Here is an 18547-nt window from a genome sequence, read left to right on the forward strand (position 1 = left end):
GATTAAAACAGTTTTTCCATTTCTTGTGCACGAGTTACGGCCGCTTGCATCGCTTGTGCAACGATATTGGCAAGTTGATGCTCGTTAAAGGTGCGAATCGCCTCGGCGGTGGTGCCGCCTTTGGAGGTCACTTGTTCACGCAATGTCGAGAGTTCAATCTCAGGGTTTGCCACCACCATTTCGGCTGCGCCTAACGCCGCTTGTTGTACTAACAAACGGGCCGTTTCTTTATCAAAGCCTTGAGCGATGGCTTCATTTTGCATCGCTTCCATAAACAAAAAGAAGTAGGCAGGCGCACTGCCTGCAGCGGCGATGATGCCATTAATGGCGGACTCGTTTTCAACCCAGCACACTTCACCAACGGCTTGTAGCAATTGTGCGGTAAAGCGTTTGTCTTGCTCTGATACGCTTGGAGCGGCAAATAGACCGCTCATGCCTCGATTGATCAGCGAAGGTGTATTGGGCATGGCGCGTACTAGTTGTAGTTCGGTTGCCAGCATCTCATTAAGGCGCGCCGCAGAAACACCTGCTGCAATGGAGATCACCAACTTATTTCTAAAATCAATGGATTGCAAAGGTTGACAGACACTGGCCATCAACTGCGGTTTGACCGCCAGTACCACCACATCGGCTTGCTGCGCTGCGGCAAGATTATCGCTGGTGGTGTGAATGCCATAAGCACTTTCCAGTGGTTTGCGTCTTGTTTCTGACGGTGCGGTCGCGGTAATTCTATCAGCTGGATAACCGCTGGCGACTAAGCCTGCAATAATTGCTTTGGCCATATTGCCTGCACCGATAAAAGTGATGTTTCTCTGCTGCATCTGCTGACCTCTAATTGCTTGTCGCTGATTGATTATTATGTGGTTGATAGATAAGCCAGTGCTAAGCGTAATCACGCGCACCAAAAATAGCGGTGCCGATCCTCACCATAGTGCTACCAGCTTCAATCGCCGCTTGCATGTCGCCACTCATGCCCATTGAGAGCGTATCTAACCCTGAAAAACGTTCAGACAATTGCGCTTGTAAGCTCGCCAGTTTTTGAAATGCGGCAAGTTGCGCAGCGTAATCGGGGACATTCTCAGGAATAGACATCAGTCCTCTTAACGTGAGGTTGGGTAGCGCGGATATCAACTCTGCCAACTCAACTATTTCGTGTTCACCAATGCCCGATTTCGAGCTTTCACCGCTGGTGTTGACTTGAATCAAGACCTGTAGTGGTGGCATGCCTGCTGGACGTTGATCATTTAAACGCTGGGCAATTTTACTTCGATCCACCGTATGCACCCAAGCAAAGTTCTCGGCCACAATGCGCGATTTATTGGACTGAATTGGGCCGATAAAGTGCCATTCTAAATCCAGTTCGGGGTGCAAGGTATTGAAGTATTGAACTTTATCCGCGCCCTCTTGCACATAGTTTTCACCAAATAAACGTTGCCCAGCGCGCGCCGCTTCTAGAATCGCCTCGACAGGTTTGGTCTTACTGACCGCTAAAAGTTGCACTCTCTCTCGAGCGCGTCCACACTTTTGTTGTGCACTTTCAATTTGTGAAGTGATCTGTTCAATGTTTTGTTGAATACTACTCATAGCCTGACTTTACTAAGGAAATTAAATGGATATCGCTGAGCTACTGGATTTTAGTGTAAAGCACAACGCTTCGGATCTACACCTATCTGCAGGTGTTCCACCTATGGTACGGATAGATGGTGAAGTAAGAAAGCTCGGAGTGCCTGCTTTTACTCATGCTGACGTGCATCGTTTGATTTTTGAGATCATGAACGATGCTCAGCGTAGTGAATTTGAAGAGAAACTGGAAGTGGATTTCTCATTTGAGCTGCCTAATGTAGGGCGTTTTCGTGTCAATGCTTTCCATCAATCTCGTGGCTGCTCTGCGGTTTTCCGGACGATTCCTACGGTGATCCCAACCTTGGAAGAACTACAAGCGCCTGACATTTTTAATAAAATCGCCAATTATGAGAAAGGATTGGTGCTGGTGACTGGGCCAACAGGGTCGGGTAAGTCGACCACACTGGCAGCAATGGTTGATTACATTAATTCTCACCACAACAAACACATTTTAACCATTGAAGACCCCATTGAGTTTGTGCATAGCAACAATAAATGTTTGGTTAACCAACGTGAAGTACACCGAGATACCCACAGTTTTAAAGCGGCGCTACGCTCGGCGCTGCGCGAAGATCCGGATGTAATCTTGGTCGGTGAGCTGCGCGATCAAGAAACCATCAGCTTAGCGTTAACCGCGGCTGAAACCGGGCATTTAGTGTTCGGCACGTTACATACCAGCTCTGCGGCGAAAACCATCGACCGGATCATTGATGTGTTTCCCGGTAGTGATAAAGAGATGGTTCGTTCAATGCTCTCTGAATCATTGCGAGCCGTGATTGCGCAAAAGTTGCTAAAACGTTTAGGTGGGGGCCGCGTCGCATGTCATGAAATTATGCTTGCCACTCCAGCGATTCGTAACTTGATCCGCGAGGATAAGGTTGCGCAGATGTACTCCATTATCCAAACGGGTGCGGCGCATGGCATGCAAACCATGGAACAGAATTCTAAACAGTTGATTGCGCAAGGTATTGTCGATCAAGAAGAAGTGCAGAAAAAACTGGAAGTCAATTCATCACCATTTTAAGAGAGAGCTCATGGAACTGAACCAATGTCTTGAGGGTATGTTGACTCAAAAAGCTTCCGACTTGTACCTCACCGTAGGAGCGCCAGTGTTATTTCGCGTCGATGGAGAGTTAAGAGCTCATGGCGAAAAGTTATCCCAAACGCAGGTGATGGCGTTGTTAGATGCCATGATGGATGAGGATCGCCGCCGTGAATTTCAACGCACACGTGAAGCCAATTTTGCAGTGGTGAGAGAGATTGGCCGTTTTCGTGTCAGTGCTTTTTTTCAGCGTGAGCTGCCCGGTGCGGTGATCCGCCGTATTGAAACTCATATCCCCACTTTTGAAGAATTAAAGTTACCGGGCGTGTTGCAAGATCTCTCGATTGCAAAGCGTGGGCTGGTGCTGGTGGTCGGCGCGACGGGGTCGGGCAAATCGACCACCATGGCGGCCATGACGGGTTATCGTAACTCGCACCGAACTGGGCATATTTTAACAGTGGAAGATCCGATTGAGTTTGTGCATGAGCATCAGCGTTGCATTGTGACCCAGCGAGAAGTAGGGTTGGATACCGAGAGTTACGAAGTGGCTCTGAAAAACTCTCTGCGCCAAGCCCCTGATATGATTTTAATTGGTGAGATCCGTTCACGTGAAACGATGGAATATGCGATGACCTTTGCCGAGACAGGTCATTTATGTATGGCAACGTTACATGCTAACAATGCCAACCAAGCGCTTGAGCGAATTTTGCATTTGGTTCCTAAAGAGCAAAAAGAGCAGTTTTTGTTTGATCTGTCGATGAACCTCAAAGGCGTCGTGGGGCAGCAGTTGATCCGCGATAAAAATGGCAAGGGACGACATGGTGTGTTTGAGATTTTACTCAACAGCCCTCGAATTTCCGATTTGATCCGCCGCGGTGATCTGCACGAATTGAAAGCGACGATGGGCAAATCAAAAGAAGTGGGGATGCAGACTTTTGACCAAGCACTATATCAACTGGTCGTTGAGGACAAAATCAGTGAACAAGATGCACTGCACAGCGCTGACTCGGCTAACGATTTACGTTTAATGTTAAAAACAAAGCGTGGCGAAGGGATCAGCAGTGGCACATTGGATAACGTGCAGATTGATATGGAATAGTCGCAGTTTAAGACGAACAATCCCGAACTCGATTCGGGATTGTGCTGCACCGCTGTATTAAAGTTAAGTTACACGAGGTTAAGTTACGCGCCCCATTGCGCTTCAAACCAGCTCTCTAAGATCACTACAGCTGATTGGCAATCGACATTGCCTTTGCTCAGCGCCTTATAGCCGCCCATGGCAAACAAGTCGGCGCGGGCTTCCCGGGTTGAAAGCCGTTCGTCATGCATCTCGACGGCTAAGCCAAAGCGCCCGTGTAAACGCTGCGCAAATTTTTTGGCTCGTGGGGTAATGGTTTCTAATGCTTTGCCGTGCAAATCTGTTGGTAGCCCTACCACCAATAAATGGGGTTGCCACTCTTTGATCTGCTTTTCGATCTCTTCCCAATGTGGAATTCCGTCATTGGCTTTAAAGGCTTTAAGTGGCGATGCGGTGCCTGTAACTTCTTGGCCAATCGCACTGCCGATGCTTTTGGTGCCAAAGTCAAAAGCCATAATGGTTCTGGATGTCATAATCAGTATCTTGAATGGTGCAACGAAGGCTCTAAAAAGGCGCGTTACCTAGTTAGAGCCGTAAAGGTTAGAGCCGTAAAAGTTAAGCATGCCCAGCTTGTGCTGAGAGTTGGATGGGGTCAATGCCGAGTTTTTTAATCGCCTGATTCCACTTATCGTGAATGGGCGTATTAAAGATAACATCTGGATCGGCCTCAATGGTTAACCAAGAATTTTCAGCCAGCTCTAACTCAAGTTGACCGGGCTCCCAGCCTGAATAACCCAGAGCCACAAGATAGTGACTTGGTTCGGCATCCGTGCCCAGTACCGCTAAAATATCTTTCGATGTGGTGACGGCAATGTCATCGCTCATACGGATGCTGGATTCATAATGATCTTTCGGTCGATGTAGGATAAAACCGCGATCTTCAGAAACAGGACCGCCATTCAATACGGGCCTTTTTAGGCTATCAAGTTGAAGCTTCGGGTAGCTTGGCTCAACATCGACTTGGTTTAACATGCCGCCCACGGTGATATCAATCGGCACATTAATCATCAAGCCCATCGCCCCTTCTTCATTGTGCTCACAGATGTAAATAACACTGTGCTTGAAGTAAGGGTCTCTCATACTTGGCATGGCGACTAAAAAATGATTTGTAAGATTCATACTGCCTCCAACCTATCGCAAATTACTGGGCAAGAGTTTGCCCAGTTCAGCATGACTTGTTGATTCGACGCTCAATCGCGTCCATCAACTTACCGGTAATTGAGATATCAAAGGCGGCCTCTATTTCACGAATACACGTAGGGCTCGTCACGTTGATCTCAGTGAGCTTGTCGCCAATAACGTCAAGTCCGACAAAGATTAAGCCTTTTTCTTTCAATGTTGGAGCAATAGTTTGAGCAATTTTTTTATCGGTTTCGCTTAGCGGACGCGCTTCACCACGGCCACCAGCTGCCAAATTGCCACGGGTTTCACCTTGTGCCGGAATTCGCGCTAGGCAGTAAGGCATTGGTTCACCATCGACCACTAAAATACGTTTATCACCGTTGCTGATGTCAGATACAAAAGTTTGCGCCATACAGTAGTTTTGGCCGTGGTTAGTTAATGTTTCGATAATGACAGATACGTTTGGATCACCCTCTTTAACGCGGAAGATAGATGCCCCGCCCATACCGTCTAACGGTTTTAAAATCACATCACCATGTTGCGCGCGGAAGGCTTTAATTTTTTCCGCTTTACGCGTCACTATGGTGGTTGGCGTTAGTTCAGGGAACCATGCCGTAAACAGTTTCTCATTGCAGTCACGTAAGCTTTGCGGCTTATTGACGATTAATGTTCCTGCTTCTTCTGCGCGTTCTAGAATGTAGGTTGCGTAGATATATTCAGTGTCAAACGGCGGATCTTTACGCATCAACACTGCATCGAGATCAGCCAGTGGAATAGTTTGCTCAGATAAAAACTCATACCAACCATTCGGATCTTCTTTCAATGTCACCACTTTGGTATCGGCAAAAGCGACACCTTGATCTAAGTGTAGATCATTCATCTCCATATAGTGGATTTCATAACCACGACGCTGCGCTTCTAGCAACATGGCAAAGCTGGAATCTTTTTTGATGTTAATGGACGAGATAGGGTCCATGACGATACCAAGTTTAATCATTGTTTTTCTCCGGTTAGCCAAGATCGCCAAAGCGAACTTGAAGAGCAGTAATAGCCGTTAAGGCCGCAGTTTCAGTACGCAGTACGCGTGGGCCTAGCAAGGTTTCTTCAAAATGGTACTGTTCAGTCATGCTAATTTCTGATTCTGATAAGCCCCCTTCAGGGCCAATCAACAAACGGACTTTATTGATGGGTTGAGGCAGGGTATTAATCGAATACTTCGCACGTGGATGTAAGTTGAGCTTGAGCGCATCACTGGGTTCGGCACACCACTCTTCCAACTGCATAATTGGGCGGATCAGCGGCACTATATTGCGGCCGCACTGCTCACAAGCGCTGATTGCAATTTTTTGCCACTGTTCAAGTTTTTTCTCAAAACGTTTGGCATCTAATTTCACGCCGCAACGTTCAGAAATCAAAGGCGTGATGGTATTGACGCCAAGTTCGACCGATTTTTGAATGGTGAACTCCATTTTGTCTCCACGCGAGATCACCTGCCCAAGGTGTAAATTAAGAGGCGATTCACAGCTGCTTTCGACTCTTTTCAACACATTGACCAGCACATTTTTTTTGCTGACCTCGGTAATTTCCGCTGGAAATTCCGCGCCACTGCCATCAAAAAGCAGTACTTCTTGGCCCGCTTGCATGCGTAACACCCGGCCAATATGCCCAGCCGCATCATCATTGAGAGCAATAATGCTTGAGGGTTGAAGAGGAGTCGGATGATAAATTCTAGGGATACGCATGGATAGTTCCTACCTGACGTTGAATAGCCATTAACATGGATGCTTTACACTGAAAAAACAAGGGGCAAGGGCGAGTTTCAATCACGAAAATGGCCCACAAAAAGTACCTCATGAACGGCACTGTTGCTGCACAAATGGGTTGTGATTGCCTTGAACTTTGGCAATTCGCTGATCGCGTTTGCATTCCCACTCATCGGCTGGGTATTGGCGATTCCACGCTTGCATTAGTTGTGTTTGGGACTTGGATAACTGAAAGCCATAGTTTTGGCTCATGTACAGATAGGTACGAGCAATTGAGCCACGTGCTCTATCGGGTGGCATGACTTTGCGTTGTTTAAAATCGACCTGCATCTCACAACGGCCATAGCTTTCACCTTCTACGCCATTCCACTGACTGAAATTGTAGTTTGAACGATCGCCGTTAACTTCGCCAATCGCCGGCGTCAGGTTGTGAAGGTCAGCTTCCATCGAACGAAAAATAGTATCATTTTTGGTGCAATTTTTACGCCCACCTTGTTGCCAGCACTGACGCTGGTGGCCAAATTGCCAAGCAGGGACGACGTGTTCCCATTCAATACGGCTGGCGCGAGTTTGTTGTTTGCGAACTTGGTAACCACAAGCTTGTAAGTCGGGCGTGCCTTTCTTACCTTGCCATGCAATGTCACAACCGCAGTAAAAGCTCACTGGGTGATCATGATAGATTTTCAATGCTTCTTTTTTAGCTTGAGAAAAGGAAGCGGGAGGCGCAGCTAGGGCACAAAACGAGAACAAAGCTAAGCTGCTATTCACAAGCAATAAGCGAAAATAGGACATCATTTAGACTGATATAAGTATGGTTTTTATTAGTCTAACACTCAGATTAAAGAATAATAAATGATGTTTTTGTTGTTAATTGCAGATGGGTGTAACCACACAGCTGTAGATTCAAGTAGCAGCAACCAAAGTTTATTTAGGAAAGCTGCACGCCAGTAAAATGGAGCGTTTGTGCACAGTGTTGACAGCGGTAGGTGGCTTGATTGCGCATCACTTTATTGTGACGACGGACAGTGAGCGGATAATGCGCACAGGCGCAGTGATATTCAAAGGTTTTGCCTTGCACAGAAGAGACTTCAAAGCGATGAGTGGTATTGGCTGGTAAATGAAACACTTGATTCATCACACCCTGCCACTCTTTACCGTGTGGACGAACGCGACCATAGCGCTGGTAGGTAATTAGGTGGGCGATTTCATGTGGGATCACTTCATCGAGAAAGGCGCGTTGATTTTCAGCAAACAGCACTGGATTCAGTCTGATTTCCCAACGTTGTAAATAAGCCTTACCTGCCGCCTTTCCCCGTAACTGATAGCTGATACTCGGCATAGGGAAGTCGTGTTGAAAATAGTGACGAGCGGTTGTGATGCACTGTTTTGCTTTTACTTGCGCGCGGTAATGTAGCTCAAAATTAGGCACAGATTCATTCCTAGAAAAAAGCCCTTGCGAATGAGCAAGGGCTTACAAATTTAAACTAGGTTGAAAATTACTTCAAGCCAGCAAAGTCACGCAGGATGGCGGCTTTGTCAGTCGCTTCCCAAGGAAACTCTTCACGGCCGAAGTGACCATAAGCGGCGGTTTTCTTGTAGATCGGTTGCAGCAAATTGAGCATTTCTTGTAGGCCGTATGGGCGTAGGTCGAAGTGCTGGCGTACCGCTTCAATGATGATCTCTTGTGATACTTTTTCAGTACCAAAGGTTTCGACCATGATTGAGGTTGGATCTGCGATACCAATGGCGTATGACAACTGAATTTCACAGCGGTCAGCAAGGCCAGCCGCCACGATGTTTTTCGCTACATAACGCGCCGCGTAGGCTGCACTACGGTCTACTTTTGATGGATCTTTACCAGAGAATGCACCACCACCGTGACGCGCTGCGCCGCCGTAGGTATCAACGATGATCTTACGACCAGTTAAACCACAGTCACCCATTGGGCCGCCAATCACAAAACGACCGGTTGGGTTGATGAAGAATTTGGTCTCTTTGCTAAGCCACTCGGCTGGCAACACTGGCTTGATGATCTCTTCCATGACGCCTTCGCGTAGGTCAGCTGTCGAGATAGAGTCGCAATGTTGCGTTGAAAGAACGACTGCATCAATTCCGACAATTTTACCTTGGTCATATTGGAAGGTAACTTGAGATTTTGCATCAGGACGTAGCCAAGAAAGCGTGCCATTTTTGCGCACTTCTGCTTGTTTTTGCATCAAGCGGTGAGCGTAGGTGATCGGTGCTGGCATCAGGATTTCAGTTTCGTTGGTCGCGTAACCGAACATAATACCTTGGTCACCGGCGCCTTGTTCTTTAGGATCGGCCTTATCAACACCTTGGTTGATATCAGGTGACTGTTTACCAATGGTATTCAAAACGGCGCAAGAATTGGCATCGAAACCCATCTCTGAGTTGACGTAACCAATTTCACGAACGGTTTGGCGAGTAAGCTCTTCAATGTCCACCCATGCAGAGGTAGTGATTTCACCACCAACCATGACCATGCCGGTTTTCACGTAAGTTTCACAAGCAACGCGCGCTTTGATGTCTTGTTCTAAAATCGCATCCAAAACTGCATCAGAAATTTGGTCTGCAATTTTATCTGGATGGCCTTCTGAAACGGATTCAGAAGTAAACAGGTGCTTAACCATGAGAGCTCCACTTTTAATCGTTGGACTATGGCAAGCTTCGCTCACCATCGTTATTCATTAGTTTATGTAGGTGTTTCTACATCTAGACGTCTATTCTAGTTTTGAATGGTCGAATTACAAGTTATTTTTACGCCTGTCTGTAAACCAAACGTTTGCTTAAATTTAGATGAAAAATTGGAGTTTGGTTTTTTATCCTAAAAATAAGCGCTAAAGAGCACTATTTCTCCAGTAAAACGTTTGCAGTGAGAAAAGTGCTTTGAGAGAATAGCCGCGCTATTTTCAGCCCATTTCCGTTAATTTGAATTCGCTTAATGCACTCAGGAGCAGACATGTCTTCCCGTAACCTTGTTTCTAATAAAGAACTCGCCAATGCCATCCGTGCTCTTAGTATGGACGGTGTTCAACAAGCTAACTCTGGTCACCCTGGTGCACCGATGGGTATGGCGGATATCGCTGAAGTGCTTTGGCGTAGCCACTTAAACCATAACCCACAAAACCCACAATGGGCTGACCGCGACCGTTTTGTGCTGTCAAACGGCCACGGCTCAATGCTGATTTACTCTTTATTGCACCTGAGCGGTTACGCGCTGTCGATTGATGATTTGAAAAACTTCCGTCAATTGCACTCAAAAACACCGGGTCACCCAGAATACGGTTACGCGCCGGGCATTGAAACCACCACGGGCCCACTAGGCCAAGGTATTACCAATGCGGTCGGCATGGCGATGGCTGAAAAAGCACTGGCGGCGCAGTTCAACAAACCGGGTCACGACATCGTTGACCACTTCACTTATGTGTTCATGGGTGATGGTTGTTTGATGGAAGGCATCTCGCACGAGGCGTGTTCTCTGGCGGGCACACTGGGCCTTGGCAAACTGATTGCGTTTTGGGATGACAACGGCATCTCTATCGATGGTCATGTGGAAGGCTGGTTCTCTGATGACACGCCAAAACGTTTTGAAGCGTACGGCTGGCATGTTATTGCTGCGGTTGATGGCCATAACGCTGAAGCGATTAATGCCGCGATTGAGGCTGCGAAAGCTGACCCTCGTCCAACCTTGATTTGCACCAAAACCATCATCGGTTTTGGTTCGCCAAACAAAGCGGGCTCACACGACTGTCACGGTGCCCCTTTAGGCGCTGAAGAAATCAAAGCAGCGCGTGAATTCCTGGGTTGGCCGCATGCACCTTTCCACATCCCTGCCGACATTTACGCGCAGTGGGATGCCAAAGAAGCTGGCCAAGCGAAAGAAACCGATTGGAACGCCAAGTTTGAAGCCTACGCCGCCGCTTACCCAGCCGAAGCCGCTGAGTTCAAACGCCGCGTAAATGGCGAGTTGCCAGCAGAATGGGAAGCGAAAGCGAGTCAAATTATTGCTGACCTTCAAGCTAACCCAGCCAATATTGCGTCACGCAAAGCGTCACAAAATGCGCTGGAAGCGTTTGGTAAAATGCTGCCAGAATTTATGGGCGGCTCGGCGGACTTGGCACCGTCTAACCTCACCATGTGGTCGGGCTCTCAATCGCTCACGGCGGAAGATTTCTCGGGTAACTACATTCACTATGGTGTGCGTGAATTCGGTATGACTGCCATCATGAATGGTATCGCGCTGCACGGTGGCTTCGTTCCTTACGGCGCAACCTTCCTGATGTTTATGGAATACGCCCGTAATGCAATGCGAATGGCCGCGCTGATGAAGATTCAGAACATTCAACTCTACACGCACGACTCTATCGGGTTGGGTGAAGATGGCCCAACCCATCAACCGGTTGAGCAAGTGGCTTCACTGCGTTTGACACCAAACATGAGCACATGGCGTCCGTGTGATCAAGTGGAATCAGCCGTCGCATGGAAGTTGGCGATTGAGCGTAAAGATGGCCCATCAGCGCTGATTTTCTCTCGCCAAAACCTAGCGCAGCAACCACGTAGCGAAGCGCAAGTTGCGGATATCGCGAAAGGTGGTTACATCCTAAAAGAGTGCGCTGGTCAGCCTGAGCTTATCCTGATTGCCACTGGCTCTGAAGTTGAACTGGCGGTAAAAGCCGCAGAGCAACTTACAGCCGAAGGTAAGAAAGTGCGCGTAGTTTCGATGCCATCAACCGATGCGTTTGATAAACAAGATGCAGCCTACCGCGAAGCCGTACTACCAGCAGCCGTGACTAAGCGTATTGCAATTGAAGCAGGTATCGCGGATTTCTGGTACAAGTACGTTGGTTTTGGCGGAAAGATCATCGGTATGACTACCTTTGGTGAGTCAGCACCGGCGGATCAACTGTTCAAAATGTTCGGCTTTACGACTGAAAACGTGGTGAAACAAGCACAAGAGTTGCTTGCTTAAGTCTTCTTATTTTTAATGCAAAAGCCCAGCGAGTCATTCGCTGGGCTTTTTTGATCTTGATGTTTATGGTGTTTTCCATTCCTCAGGGCAGGCTTGACGTAGCGCGTCGATAAACAGACGCAGTTTGAGCGGATGTCTGCCTGCTGGATAATGACAACTAATTTCAGTGGGTGGCGACAACCATTCTGGCAAACATGCTTGCACACTGTTTGGGTGCGCTTGTTCAAAGCCTTTGGCAAACCATGTCGGCAGTAAGCCGATGCCTCTTCCTTTGGCTATCGCATCCGCTTGCATAGCTAAATTATCACTCTGCAAGCGGCTTGTGAGCGCAGGTAAAAGATAGCTGCCGTGAATAGGATGGATGAGAGCCAAGGCTTCTTGGCGAAAAGCGATAAAATCAATCCAAGGATGTTTGACTAGATCTTGTGGATGCTCTGGCATGTCGTTATTGGCAAGATAGTGTGGCGACGCATAAGGTGAATATTGCCAATGGCCGAGCAATTCACGTCTCCAGCCTTGTTGAGCAAACGGGCCAATCCAAATCAGTAAATCAGGCTCAAGATGCGACTCTTCTGCCACATATTGGCTGTAGAGTCGAATGTTGATTTCGGTGTGGGTTTGCATGAATTCATCCAATACATTGCTCAACCAGCCACGAATTAAGTTCGGATGAACCACCAAGGTCATTTCACCGCTGATTTGGTTATTAAACTCTTGCAGTGCTTCATGGCTTTTTTCTGCTAATTCAAGCAGTTGTTCTGTGTAAACTGCAAAAACTTGCCCAGCTTTAGTCAAAGTTAGACGGTTGCCTTGCCGAGCAATTAAGGCCTGTCCTAGATCGTTTTCCAAAGATGCCAAACGTCGACTGAGGGTGGACTTAGGCTGTTCCAGCGCTTTCGCCGCCGCAGTCAGGCTTTTGTATTGACAGAGAGCATGGAAAGCTTTGATCGCACTGAAATCATGCATAAGTAAAATGGCCTTTTAATCTAATCATCACTGTGTTCCATATTCGGTATCGACCATTCCATCTGTCTATCTATCTCAATCATCAAAATTATGAATAATCCACTCCTGAAATTAATAATCATTATCATTTAAAGGAGTGGTACATGTCCAGACTCAATCCGCTGAATGTTGCAATTACTGCAGCGCTCGGGTTATTCACCTCATCACACGTATTCGCTGAAGAAATTCAATCTTATGAGAAATTAGTGGTGACGGCGGCTGGTTTTGAACAAACACAAGCGCAGGCTCCAGCGAGTATCAGTGTGATTACACGAGAAGAGTTGCAATCACGTTATTATCGTGATGTAACCGATGCACTGCGCAGTGTGCCGGGCGTGTTGGTGACTGGAGGTGGTGATAAAACAGACATCAGCTTGCGCGGTATGAGTTCAAACTACACCTTGATGTTAGTCGATGGTAAGCGTCAATCTTCACGTCAAACTCGACCAAATAGTGATGGCCCAGGTATTGAGCAGGGATGGATGCCACCACTGCAAGCCATTGAACGAATTGAAGTGATTCGTGGCCCAATGTCGACTTTGTATGGCTCAGATGCCATTGGTGGTGTGATCAACATCATCACACGAAAAGATAATCAAGAGTGGTCAGGCAGTGTTCAGTTGGATACGGTTTTCCAAGAAAATCGCGATTCTGGCGATCAGAACAGCGTCAACTTCTTCCTGACAGGGCCACTGGCCGACAATCTTTCTCTGCAAGTTTATGGACAGAGTACCGAACGCGATGAAGATAAGATTGAACGTGGCTACCAAGACAAAAGCTTAAAAAGTTTAACTTCAAAGTTGAACTACCAACTTAATGAGCAGCATGATCTGACTTTTGAAGTGGGCACTTCCGCACAAGATCGCCGAGGCAATGTAGGGTTATCCGTGCCAACGACAGGTTGTAAAGGTGGGTGCGAAGACAGCTTAAACGAATACCGTAGAACCTATATTTCCCTTTCTCACCAAGGGGATTGGGGCGACTATGGTGTGTCGGATACTTATGTCCAACGTGAAGTAAGTAACAATAAAAGCCGTGAGATGGAGATCATCAATACGGTGGCTAAATCAAGCTTAGTGGTGCCATTGACTAACAATACGGCAACCGTAGGCATTGAGGCTTCACATTCAAAGTTAGAAGATTTTACCTCAAATAAAGCCTCTGATTTAACTCAGATTGAAAGCACTCAATGGGCGGCGTTTGTTGAAGACGAGTGGCGCATGACCGAGTCGTTTAACCTAACCTTAGGTGGCCGTGTTGACCACGATGAAAATTATGGTTCTCATTTTAGCCCAAGAGCGTATGGCGTGTGGACCATCAATCCAGCGTGGATTCTGAAAGGTGGCGTGGCAACGGGTTTCCGTTCACCGCAGCTCAGAGAAGTCACGCCAAATTGGGCGCAAGTGAGTGGTGGCGGTAATATCTACGGCAACCCAGATTTAAAACCCGAAACTTCAATCAACAAAGAGTTGGGGTTGATGTACCAAAATGGAGAGGGTCTTAACGCGAGTTTGACTTTCTTCCATAATGATTTCAAAGACAAAATTACCCGTGTTTTGTGCCCAAGCAACATCTGTACTGCAGGCCCGAACGAGTGGGGCTCTGATCCCACCTATCGAGTGAACGTTGATGAAGCGTACACGCGTGGGGTTGAAAGTACGCTCGGTTTACCTATCACAGAAACGGTTTATTTCAACGCGAGCTATACCTTTACTGACTCAGAGCAAAAAACCGGAAAATATCAAGGTATGCCACTTGAGCAACAACCTGAGCATCGCTTCAGCGCTGATATTGATTGGCAAGCGACTGACAACTTGAGCAGTTGGTTGAAGCTGACTTATCGTGGAAAAGAGAGCAACCCAGTCACTGGCCCTTCTCGTAGTAGCTTGATTGAGCCAGCTTATCAGTTCATCGATACAGGCATCACTTACGCGCTTTCTTCTCAAGTAAGCTTGAAAGGTGCGATTTACAATCTACTCGATGAAGAAATTTCATACCAAGAATATGGCTATGTAGAAGATGGACGTCGTTATTGGTTAGGTATTGACGTTAATTTTTAAATCATCAATACCGCAAATGAAATGGCTCCCGTTTGGTGAGCCATTTTTTATGGACATCTTTCTTGTCGTAGCCGCTGTTGCTTGTACCTTGAGTCCGTTTAGAAACAGAATCTTTTGCGACAACTGATGGCTTGGGGTGTTGCTCTTGGTCGCTATCGGTTACTATCTGTACCACGAAAAAGTTAAGACGATGGAATGATGCTTAAAGTCGCGATCAATGGTTTTGGGCGTATCGGGCGCAACGTGCTGCGTGCGATATATGAAAGTGGAAAAAGTCAGCAGATAAAAGTGGTAGCGGTGAATGAGCTGGCGCTACCTGATGCCATGGCGCACCTACTGCAATACGACACTACTCATGGTCGATTTGGTAAAAAGATCACCAATGATCAAGAGCATATCTATGTTCATCATGGGCTGGATGAGTATGACTCGATTCGAATTTTGCACCTTAGTGAAATCAAACTTCTGCCATGGCGCGATTTAGGCGTTGATATTGTGCTCGACTGCACGGGTGTGTACGGCTCAAAAGCCGATGGTTTGGAGCACATTGAGGCAGGTGCAAAGAAGGTACTCTTTTCACATCCCGGCTCACATGATCTCGATAATACAATCATTTATGGGGTTAACCATGAGACGCTAACCGCAGAACATCGCATTGTGTCAAACGGATCCTGTACCACCAACTGCATTGTACCGATTATTAAAGTGCTTGATGAAGCGTTTGGTATCGATTCAGGAACCATTACCACCATTCACTCGTCAATGAATGATCAACAAGTGATCGATGCCTACCACACCGATTTGCGTCGAACACGTTCCGCAAGCCAATCCATCATTCCAGTGGACACCAAGTTGCACAAAGGAATTGAAAGGATCTTTCCGAAATTTTCTAACAAATTTGAAGCGATATCAGTGCGCGTACCGACAGTTAATGTCACCGCGATGGATTTGAGTGTCACAATTAATACAAATGTGAAAGTTAATGACGTAAATCAAACCATTGTTAACGCATCTCAGTGTACATTACGTGGCATTGTTGACTATACTGAAGCTCCGCTTGTTTCCATCGATTTTAACCACGATCCCCATAGTGCGATTGTTGATGGTTCACAAACAAGAGTGAGCAACGGGCAGCTTGTTAAAATGCTCGTTTGGTGTGATAACGAATGGGGCTTTGCGAATCGCATGCTGGATACGGCACTCGCAATGCAAGCATCCGAGTAGTAGCAGGATGATGGAGATTTATTTATTTTCAGGCTTGAAATAAATAAATCAAATCTCCATATCGATAACCAGTTTGAAGAATTTATAGGCTCGGCAAGGTTGCCGGGTTTCCAAAAACTTTATTTATTAATATTTGAGAGGACAAACCATGTCTGTAATCAAGATGACCGACCTGGACCTAGCAGGTAAACGCGTATTTATCCGTGCTGACCTAAACGTACCAGTGAAAGATGGCAAAGTAACTTCTGATGCACGTATTCTTGCATCGCTACCAACAATTCAGCACTGCCTAGCGGCGGGCGCTAAAGTGATGGTTACTTCTCACCTAGGTCGTCCAACTGAAGGCGAATACGCGGAAGAGTTCTCTCTACTACCAGTGGTTAATTACCTAAACGACGCGCTAGATTGCGAAGTGAAACTGGCAAAAGATTACCTAGATGGCCTAGAGCTAAACGCAGGTGAGCTTGTTGTTCTAGAAAACGTTCGCTTTAACAAAGGCGAGAAAAAGAACGAAGAAGAACTATCTAAAAAGTACGCAGCTCTTTGCGACGTATTTGTGATGGATGCATTTGGTACGGCTCACCGTGCACAAGCCTCAACTCACGGCATTGGTATGCAAGCACCTATCGCTTGTGCTGGTCCACTATTGGCAGCAGAACTTGAAGCACTAGGCAAAGCCATGGATAACCCAGAGCGTCCATTAGTGGCTATCGTTGGTGGCTCAAAAGTGTCTACTAAACTAACGGTTCTAGAATCGCTATCTAAAATTGCTGACCAACTGGTTGTTGGCGGTGGTATTGCTAACACTTTCATCGCAGCAGCAGGCCACAACGTAGGTAAGTCTCTATATGAAGCAGACTTGCTTGAAACGGCTAAAAAGTTGATGAAAGAGTGTTCTATTCCAGTAGCAACAGATGTTGCTTGTGCAAAAGCCTTTGATGAAAACGCAGAAGCGGAAATCAAAAACGTGGCGGATGTTCAAGATGACGATATGATTTTCGACCTAGGTCCAGACTCAACCGCACAACTGGCTGAAATCATCGCTAACGCAAAAACCATTCTATGGAACGGTCCTGTTGGCGTATTTGAATTCAAAAACTTCGAAGCAGGTACAAAAGGTATCTCTGAAGCGATTGCGAAATCTGCAGGTTTCTCAGTGGCTGGTGGTGGTGACACACTAGCGGCAATCGACAAGTTCGGTATCAAAGCGGATGTCTCTTACATCTCTACTGGCGGCGGTGCATTCCTTGAGTTTGTTGAAGGTAAAGTACTACCAGCGGTTGAAATGCTAGAAGCACGCGCGAAAGCTTAATGACTAATGAAAGCGGGAGTGATTCCCGCTTTCTTGTTTGCTGCACGTGTGTTTTTATTCTGATAGAATGACGCCAGTTGTGAGCAAACGTTTGCAAGAATTTAAACTTAACTGTTTTATTTTTAAAACGATAGAAAAAATAGGATCAAATCCATGTCTAAGATCTTCGATTTCGTAAAACCAGGCGTAATTTCTGGCGATGACGTACAGAAAGTATTTGAAGTTGCAAAACAAAATAACTTTGCTCTTCCTGCAGTAAACGTAGTGAACACTGACTCTATCAATGCGGTTCTTGAAGCTGCATCTAAAGTTAAAGCGCCAGTGGTTGTTCAGTTCTCTAACGGTGGCGCGGCTTTCTTTGCTGGTAAAGGCGTTAAACTTGCTGGTCAAGGTGCACAAATCCTAGGTGCGGTTGCTGGCGCGAAATATGTTCACGCTGTAGCAGAAACTTACGGTGTGCCTGTTATTCTTCACACTGACCACGCTGCGAAGAAACTACTTCCTTGGATCGACGGTCTACTAGACGCAGGCGAAGAGTTCTTCGCTCAAACTGGTAAGCCTCTATTCTCTTCTCATATGCTAGACCTTTCTGAAGAGTCTCTAGAAGAGAACGTTGAAACTTGTGCGAAATACCTAGAGCGTATGGCTAAAATGGGTATGACTATCGAGATCGAACTGGGTTGTACTGGTGGCGAAGAAGACGGCGTTGACAACTCAGACATGGATTCATCTGAGCTGTACACTTCTCCTGAAGACGTAGCTTACGCTTACGAGAAATTGAGCGCAGTGAGCCACCGTTTCACTATCGCAGCTTCTTTCGGTAACGTACACGGTGTTTACCAAGCGGGTAACGTGGTACTGACTCCAACTATCCTACGTGATTCACAAGCGTATGTTTCTGAGAAATTTGGCCTTCCAGCGAACTCTCTAAACTTCGTATTCCACGGTGGTTCTGGTTCTTCTGAAGCCGAGATCAAAGAGTCAATCAGCTATGGTGTTATCAAAATGAACATCGATACTGATACTCAGTGGGCAACTTGGGACGGTATCCGTCAGTACGAAGCTGAAAACCATGACTACCTACAAGGTCAAATTGGTAACCCTACGGGTGAATCTGCGCCAAACAAGAAATACTACGATCCACGCGTATGGCTACGTGCTGGTCAAGCATCGATGGTTGCTCGTTTAGAGAAAGCCTTCGCTGACCTTAATGCGATCGACGTACTATAAGTTCATTTATCTGGACTAAGTGATGAACCCGCTCAATG

The 18547-nt window shown here is 46.7% G+C and carries 17 protein-coding genes; 7 read left to right on the forward strand and 10 right to left on the reverse strand.

The genetic code is table 11. The features are described from left to right. Positions 1–2 precede the first annotated feature (2 nt). Positions 3–821, reverse strand: coding sequence for a pyrroline-5-carboxylate reductase (gene proC, locus AACQ75_RS16155; RefSeq protein ID WP_026028958.1), 819 nt, complete (start codon positions 819–821; stop codon positions 3–5). Between the two features lie 61 nt (positions 822–882). After that, on the reverse strand, positions 883–1584 hold the full coding sequence (locus AACQ75_RS16160; protein WP_017048292.1) for a YggS family pyridoxal phosphate-dependent enzyme: 702 nt from the start codon (positions 1582–1584) through the stop codon (positions 883–885). Positions 1585–1609: 25 nt separating this feature from the next. Here AACQ75_RS16160 and AACQ75_RS16165 point away from each other — a divergent pair, with 25 nt between their 5' ends. Beyond that, positions 1610–2647 carry a type IV pilus twitching motility protein PilT gene (locus AACQ75_RS16165; RefSeq protein WP_013857819.1) on the forward strand — a complete coding sequence of 346 codons (1038 nt, stop codon included), beginning with the start codon at positions 1610–1612 and terminating at the stop codon, positions 2645–2647. Positions 2648–2657: 10 nt separating this feature from the next. After that, positions 2658–3764, forward strand: coding sequence for a PilT/PilU family type 4a pilus ATPase (locus AACQ75_RS16170; RefSeq protein ID WP_017048293.1), 1107 nt, complete (start codon positions 2658–2660; stop codon positions 3762–3764). Positions 3765–3847: 83 nt separating this feature from the next. On the opposite strand, the gene ruvX is transcribed toward AACQ75_RS16170, so the two are convergent. The 7 genes from ruvX to metK all read right to left on the reverse strand — a co-directional run bounded on the left by ruvX (position 3848) and on the right by metK (position 9339). Then, on the reverse strand, positions 3848–4276 hold the full coding sequence (gene ruvX, locus AACQ75_RS16175; protein ID WP_017045508.1) for a Holliday junction resolvase RuvX: 429 nt from the start codon (positions 4274–4276) through the stop codon (positions 3848–3850). Positions 4277–4358: 82 nt separating this feature from the next. Continuing rightward, positions 4359–4922 carry a YqgE/AlgH family protein gene (locus tag AACQ75_RS16180; protein ID WP_013857816.1) on the reverse strand — a complete coding sequence of 188 codons (564 nt, stop codon included), beginning with the start codon at positions 4920–4922 and terminating at the stop codon, positions 4359–4361. A gap of 46 nt (positions 4923–4968) precedes the next feature. Then, complete coding sequence (gene gshB, locus AACQ75_RS16185; protein WP_170889061.1) at positions 4969–5922, reverse strand: glutathione synthase; 954 nt, start codon at positions 5920–5922, stop codon at positions 4969–4971. 13 nt (positions 5923–5935) lie between these two features. Further along, complete coding sequence (gene rsmE, locus AACQ75_RS16190) at positions 5936–6667, reverse strand: 16S rRNA (uracil(1498)-N(3))-methyltransferase (RefSeq protein ID WP_013857814.1); 732 nt, start codon at positions 6665–6667, stop codon at positions 5936–5938. 108 nt (positions 6668–6775) lie between these two features. Next, the gene (gene endA, locus AACQ75_RS16195; protein ID WP_013857813.1) at positions 6776–7483 is read right to left on the reverse strand and encodes a deoxyribonuclease I; all 708 of its coding nucleotides are present in this window, start codon (positions 7481–7483) and stop codon (positions 6776–6778) included. A 133-nt stretch (positions 7484–7616) separates the two neighbouring features. Further along, positions 7617–8117: a SprT family zinc-dependent metalloprotease gene (locus tag AACQ75_RS16200; protein ID WP_019282289.1), complete on the reverse strand. Its 501-nt coding sequence runs from the start codon at positions 8115–8117 to the stop codon at positions 7617–7619. A 67-nt stretch (positions 8118–8184) separates the two neighbouring features. Then, the gene (metK, locus tag AACQ75_RS16205) at positions 8185–9339 is read right to left on the reverse strand and encodes a methionine adenosyltransferase (protein WP_026027375.1); all 1155 of its coding nucleotides are present in this window, start codon (positions 9337–9339) and stop codon (positions 8185–8187) included. A gap of 329 nt (positions 9340–9668) precedes the next feature. Here metK and tkt point away from each other — a divergent pair, with 329 nt between their 5' ends. Beyond that, positions 9669–11678, forward strand: a complete 2010-nt coding sequence (gene tkt / locus AACQ75_RS16210; RefSeq protein ID WP_170889062.1) for a transketolase — start codon at positions 9669–9671, stop codon at positions 11676–11678. 63 nt (positions 11679–11741) lie between these two features. Here the strand turns inward: tkt and AACQ75_RS16215 are convergent, their stop codons facing one another. After that, positions 11742–12644: a LysR family transcriptional regulator gene (locus AACQ75_RS16215; RefSeq protein WP_170889063.1), complete on the reverse strand. Its 903-nt coding sequence runs from the start codon at positions 12642–12644 to the stop codon at positions 11742–11744. A gap of 143 nt (positions 12645–12787) precedes the next feature. On the opposite strand from AACQ75_RS16215, the gene AACQ75_RS16220 reads away from it, so the two are divergent. The 4 genes from AACQ75_RS16220 (at position 12788) to fbaA (ending at position 18509) form a co-directional block, all read left to right on the forward strand. Beyond that, positions 12788–14743, forward strand: coding sequence for a ligand-gated channel protein (locus AACQ75_RS16220; protein WP_170889064.1), 1956 nt, complete (start codon positions 12788–12790; stop codon positions 14741–14743). Between the two features lie 198 nt (positions 14744–14941). Next, the gene (gene epd, locus AACQ75_RS16225) at positions 14942–15967 is read left to right on the forward strand and encodes an erythrose-4-phosphate dehydrogenase (RefSeq protein ID WP_026027970.1); all 1026 of its coding nucleotides are present in this window, start codon (positions 14942–14944) and stop codon (positions 15965–15967) included. 148 nt (positions 15968–16115) lie between these two features. Next, positions 16116–17279, forward strand: coding sequence for a phosphoglycerate kinase (locus AACQ75_RS16230; RefSeq protein WP_026027969.1), 1164 nt, complete (start codon positions 16116–16118; stop codon positions 17277–17279). Between the two features lie 153 nt (positions 17280–17432). Next, positions 17433–18509: a class II fructose-bisphosphate aldolase gene (fbaA, locus tag AACQ75_RS16235; protein ID WP_013857804.1), complete on the forward strand. Its 1077-nt coding sequence runs from the start codon at positions 17433–17435 to the stop codon at positions 18507–18509. The last annotated feature ends 38 nt before the right edge of the window (positions 18510–18547 follow it).

Origin of the sequence: Vibrio sp. B1-2 (assembly GCF_963888445.1) — a bacterium.
GTDB classification, from domain to species: Bacteria; Pseudomonadota; Gammaproteobacteria; order Enterobacterales; family Vibrionaceae; genus Vibrio; species Vibrio anguillarum.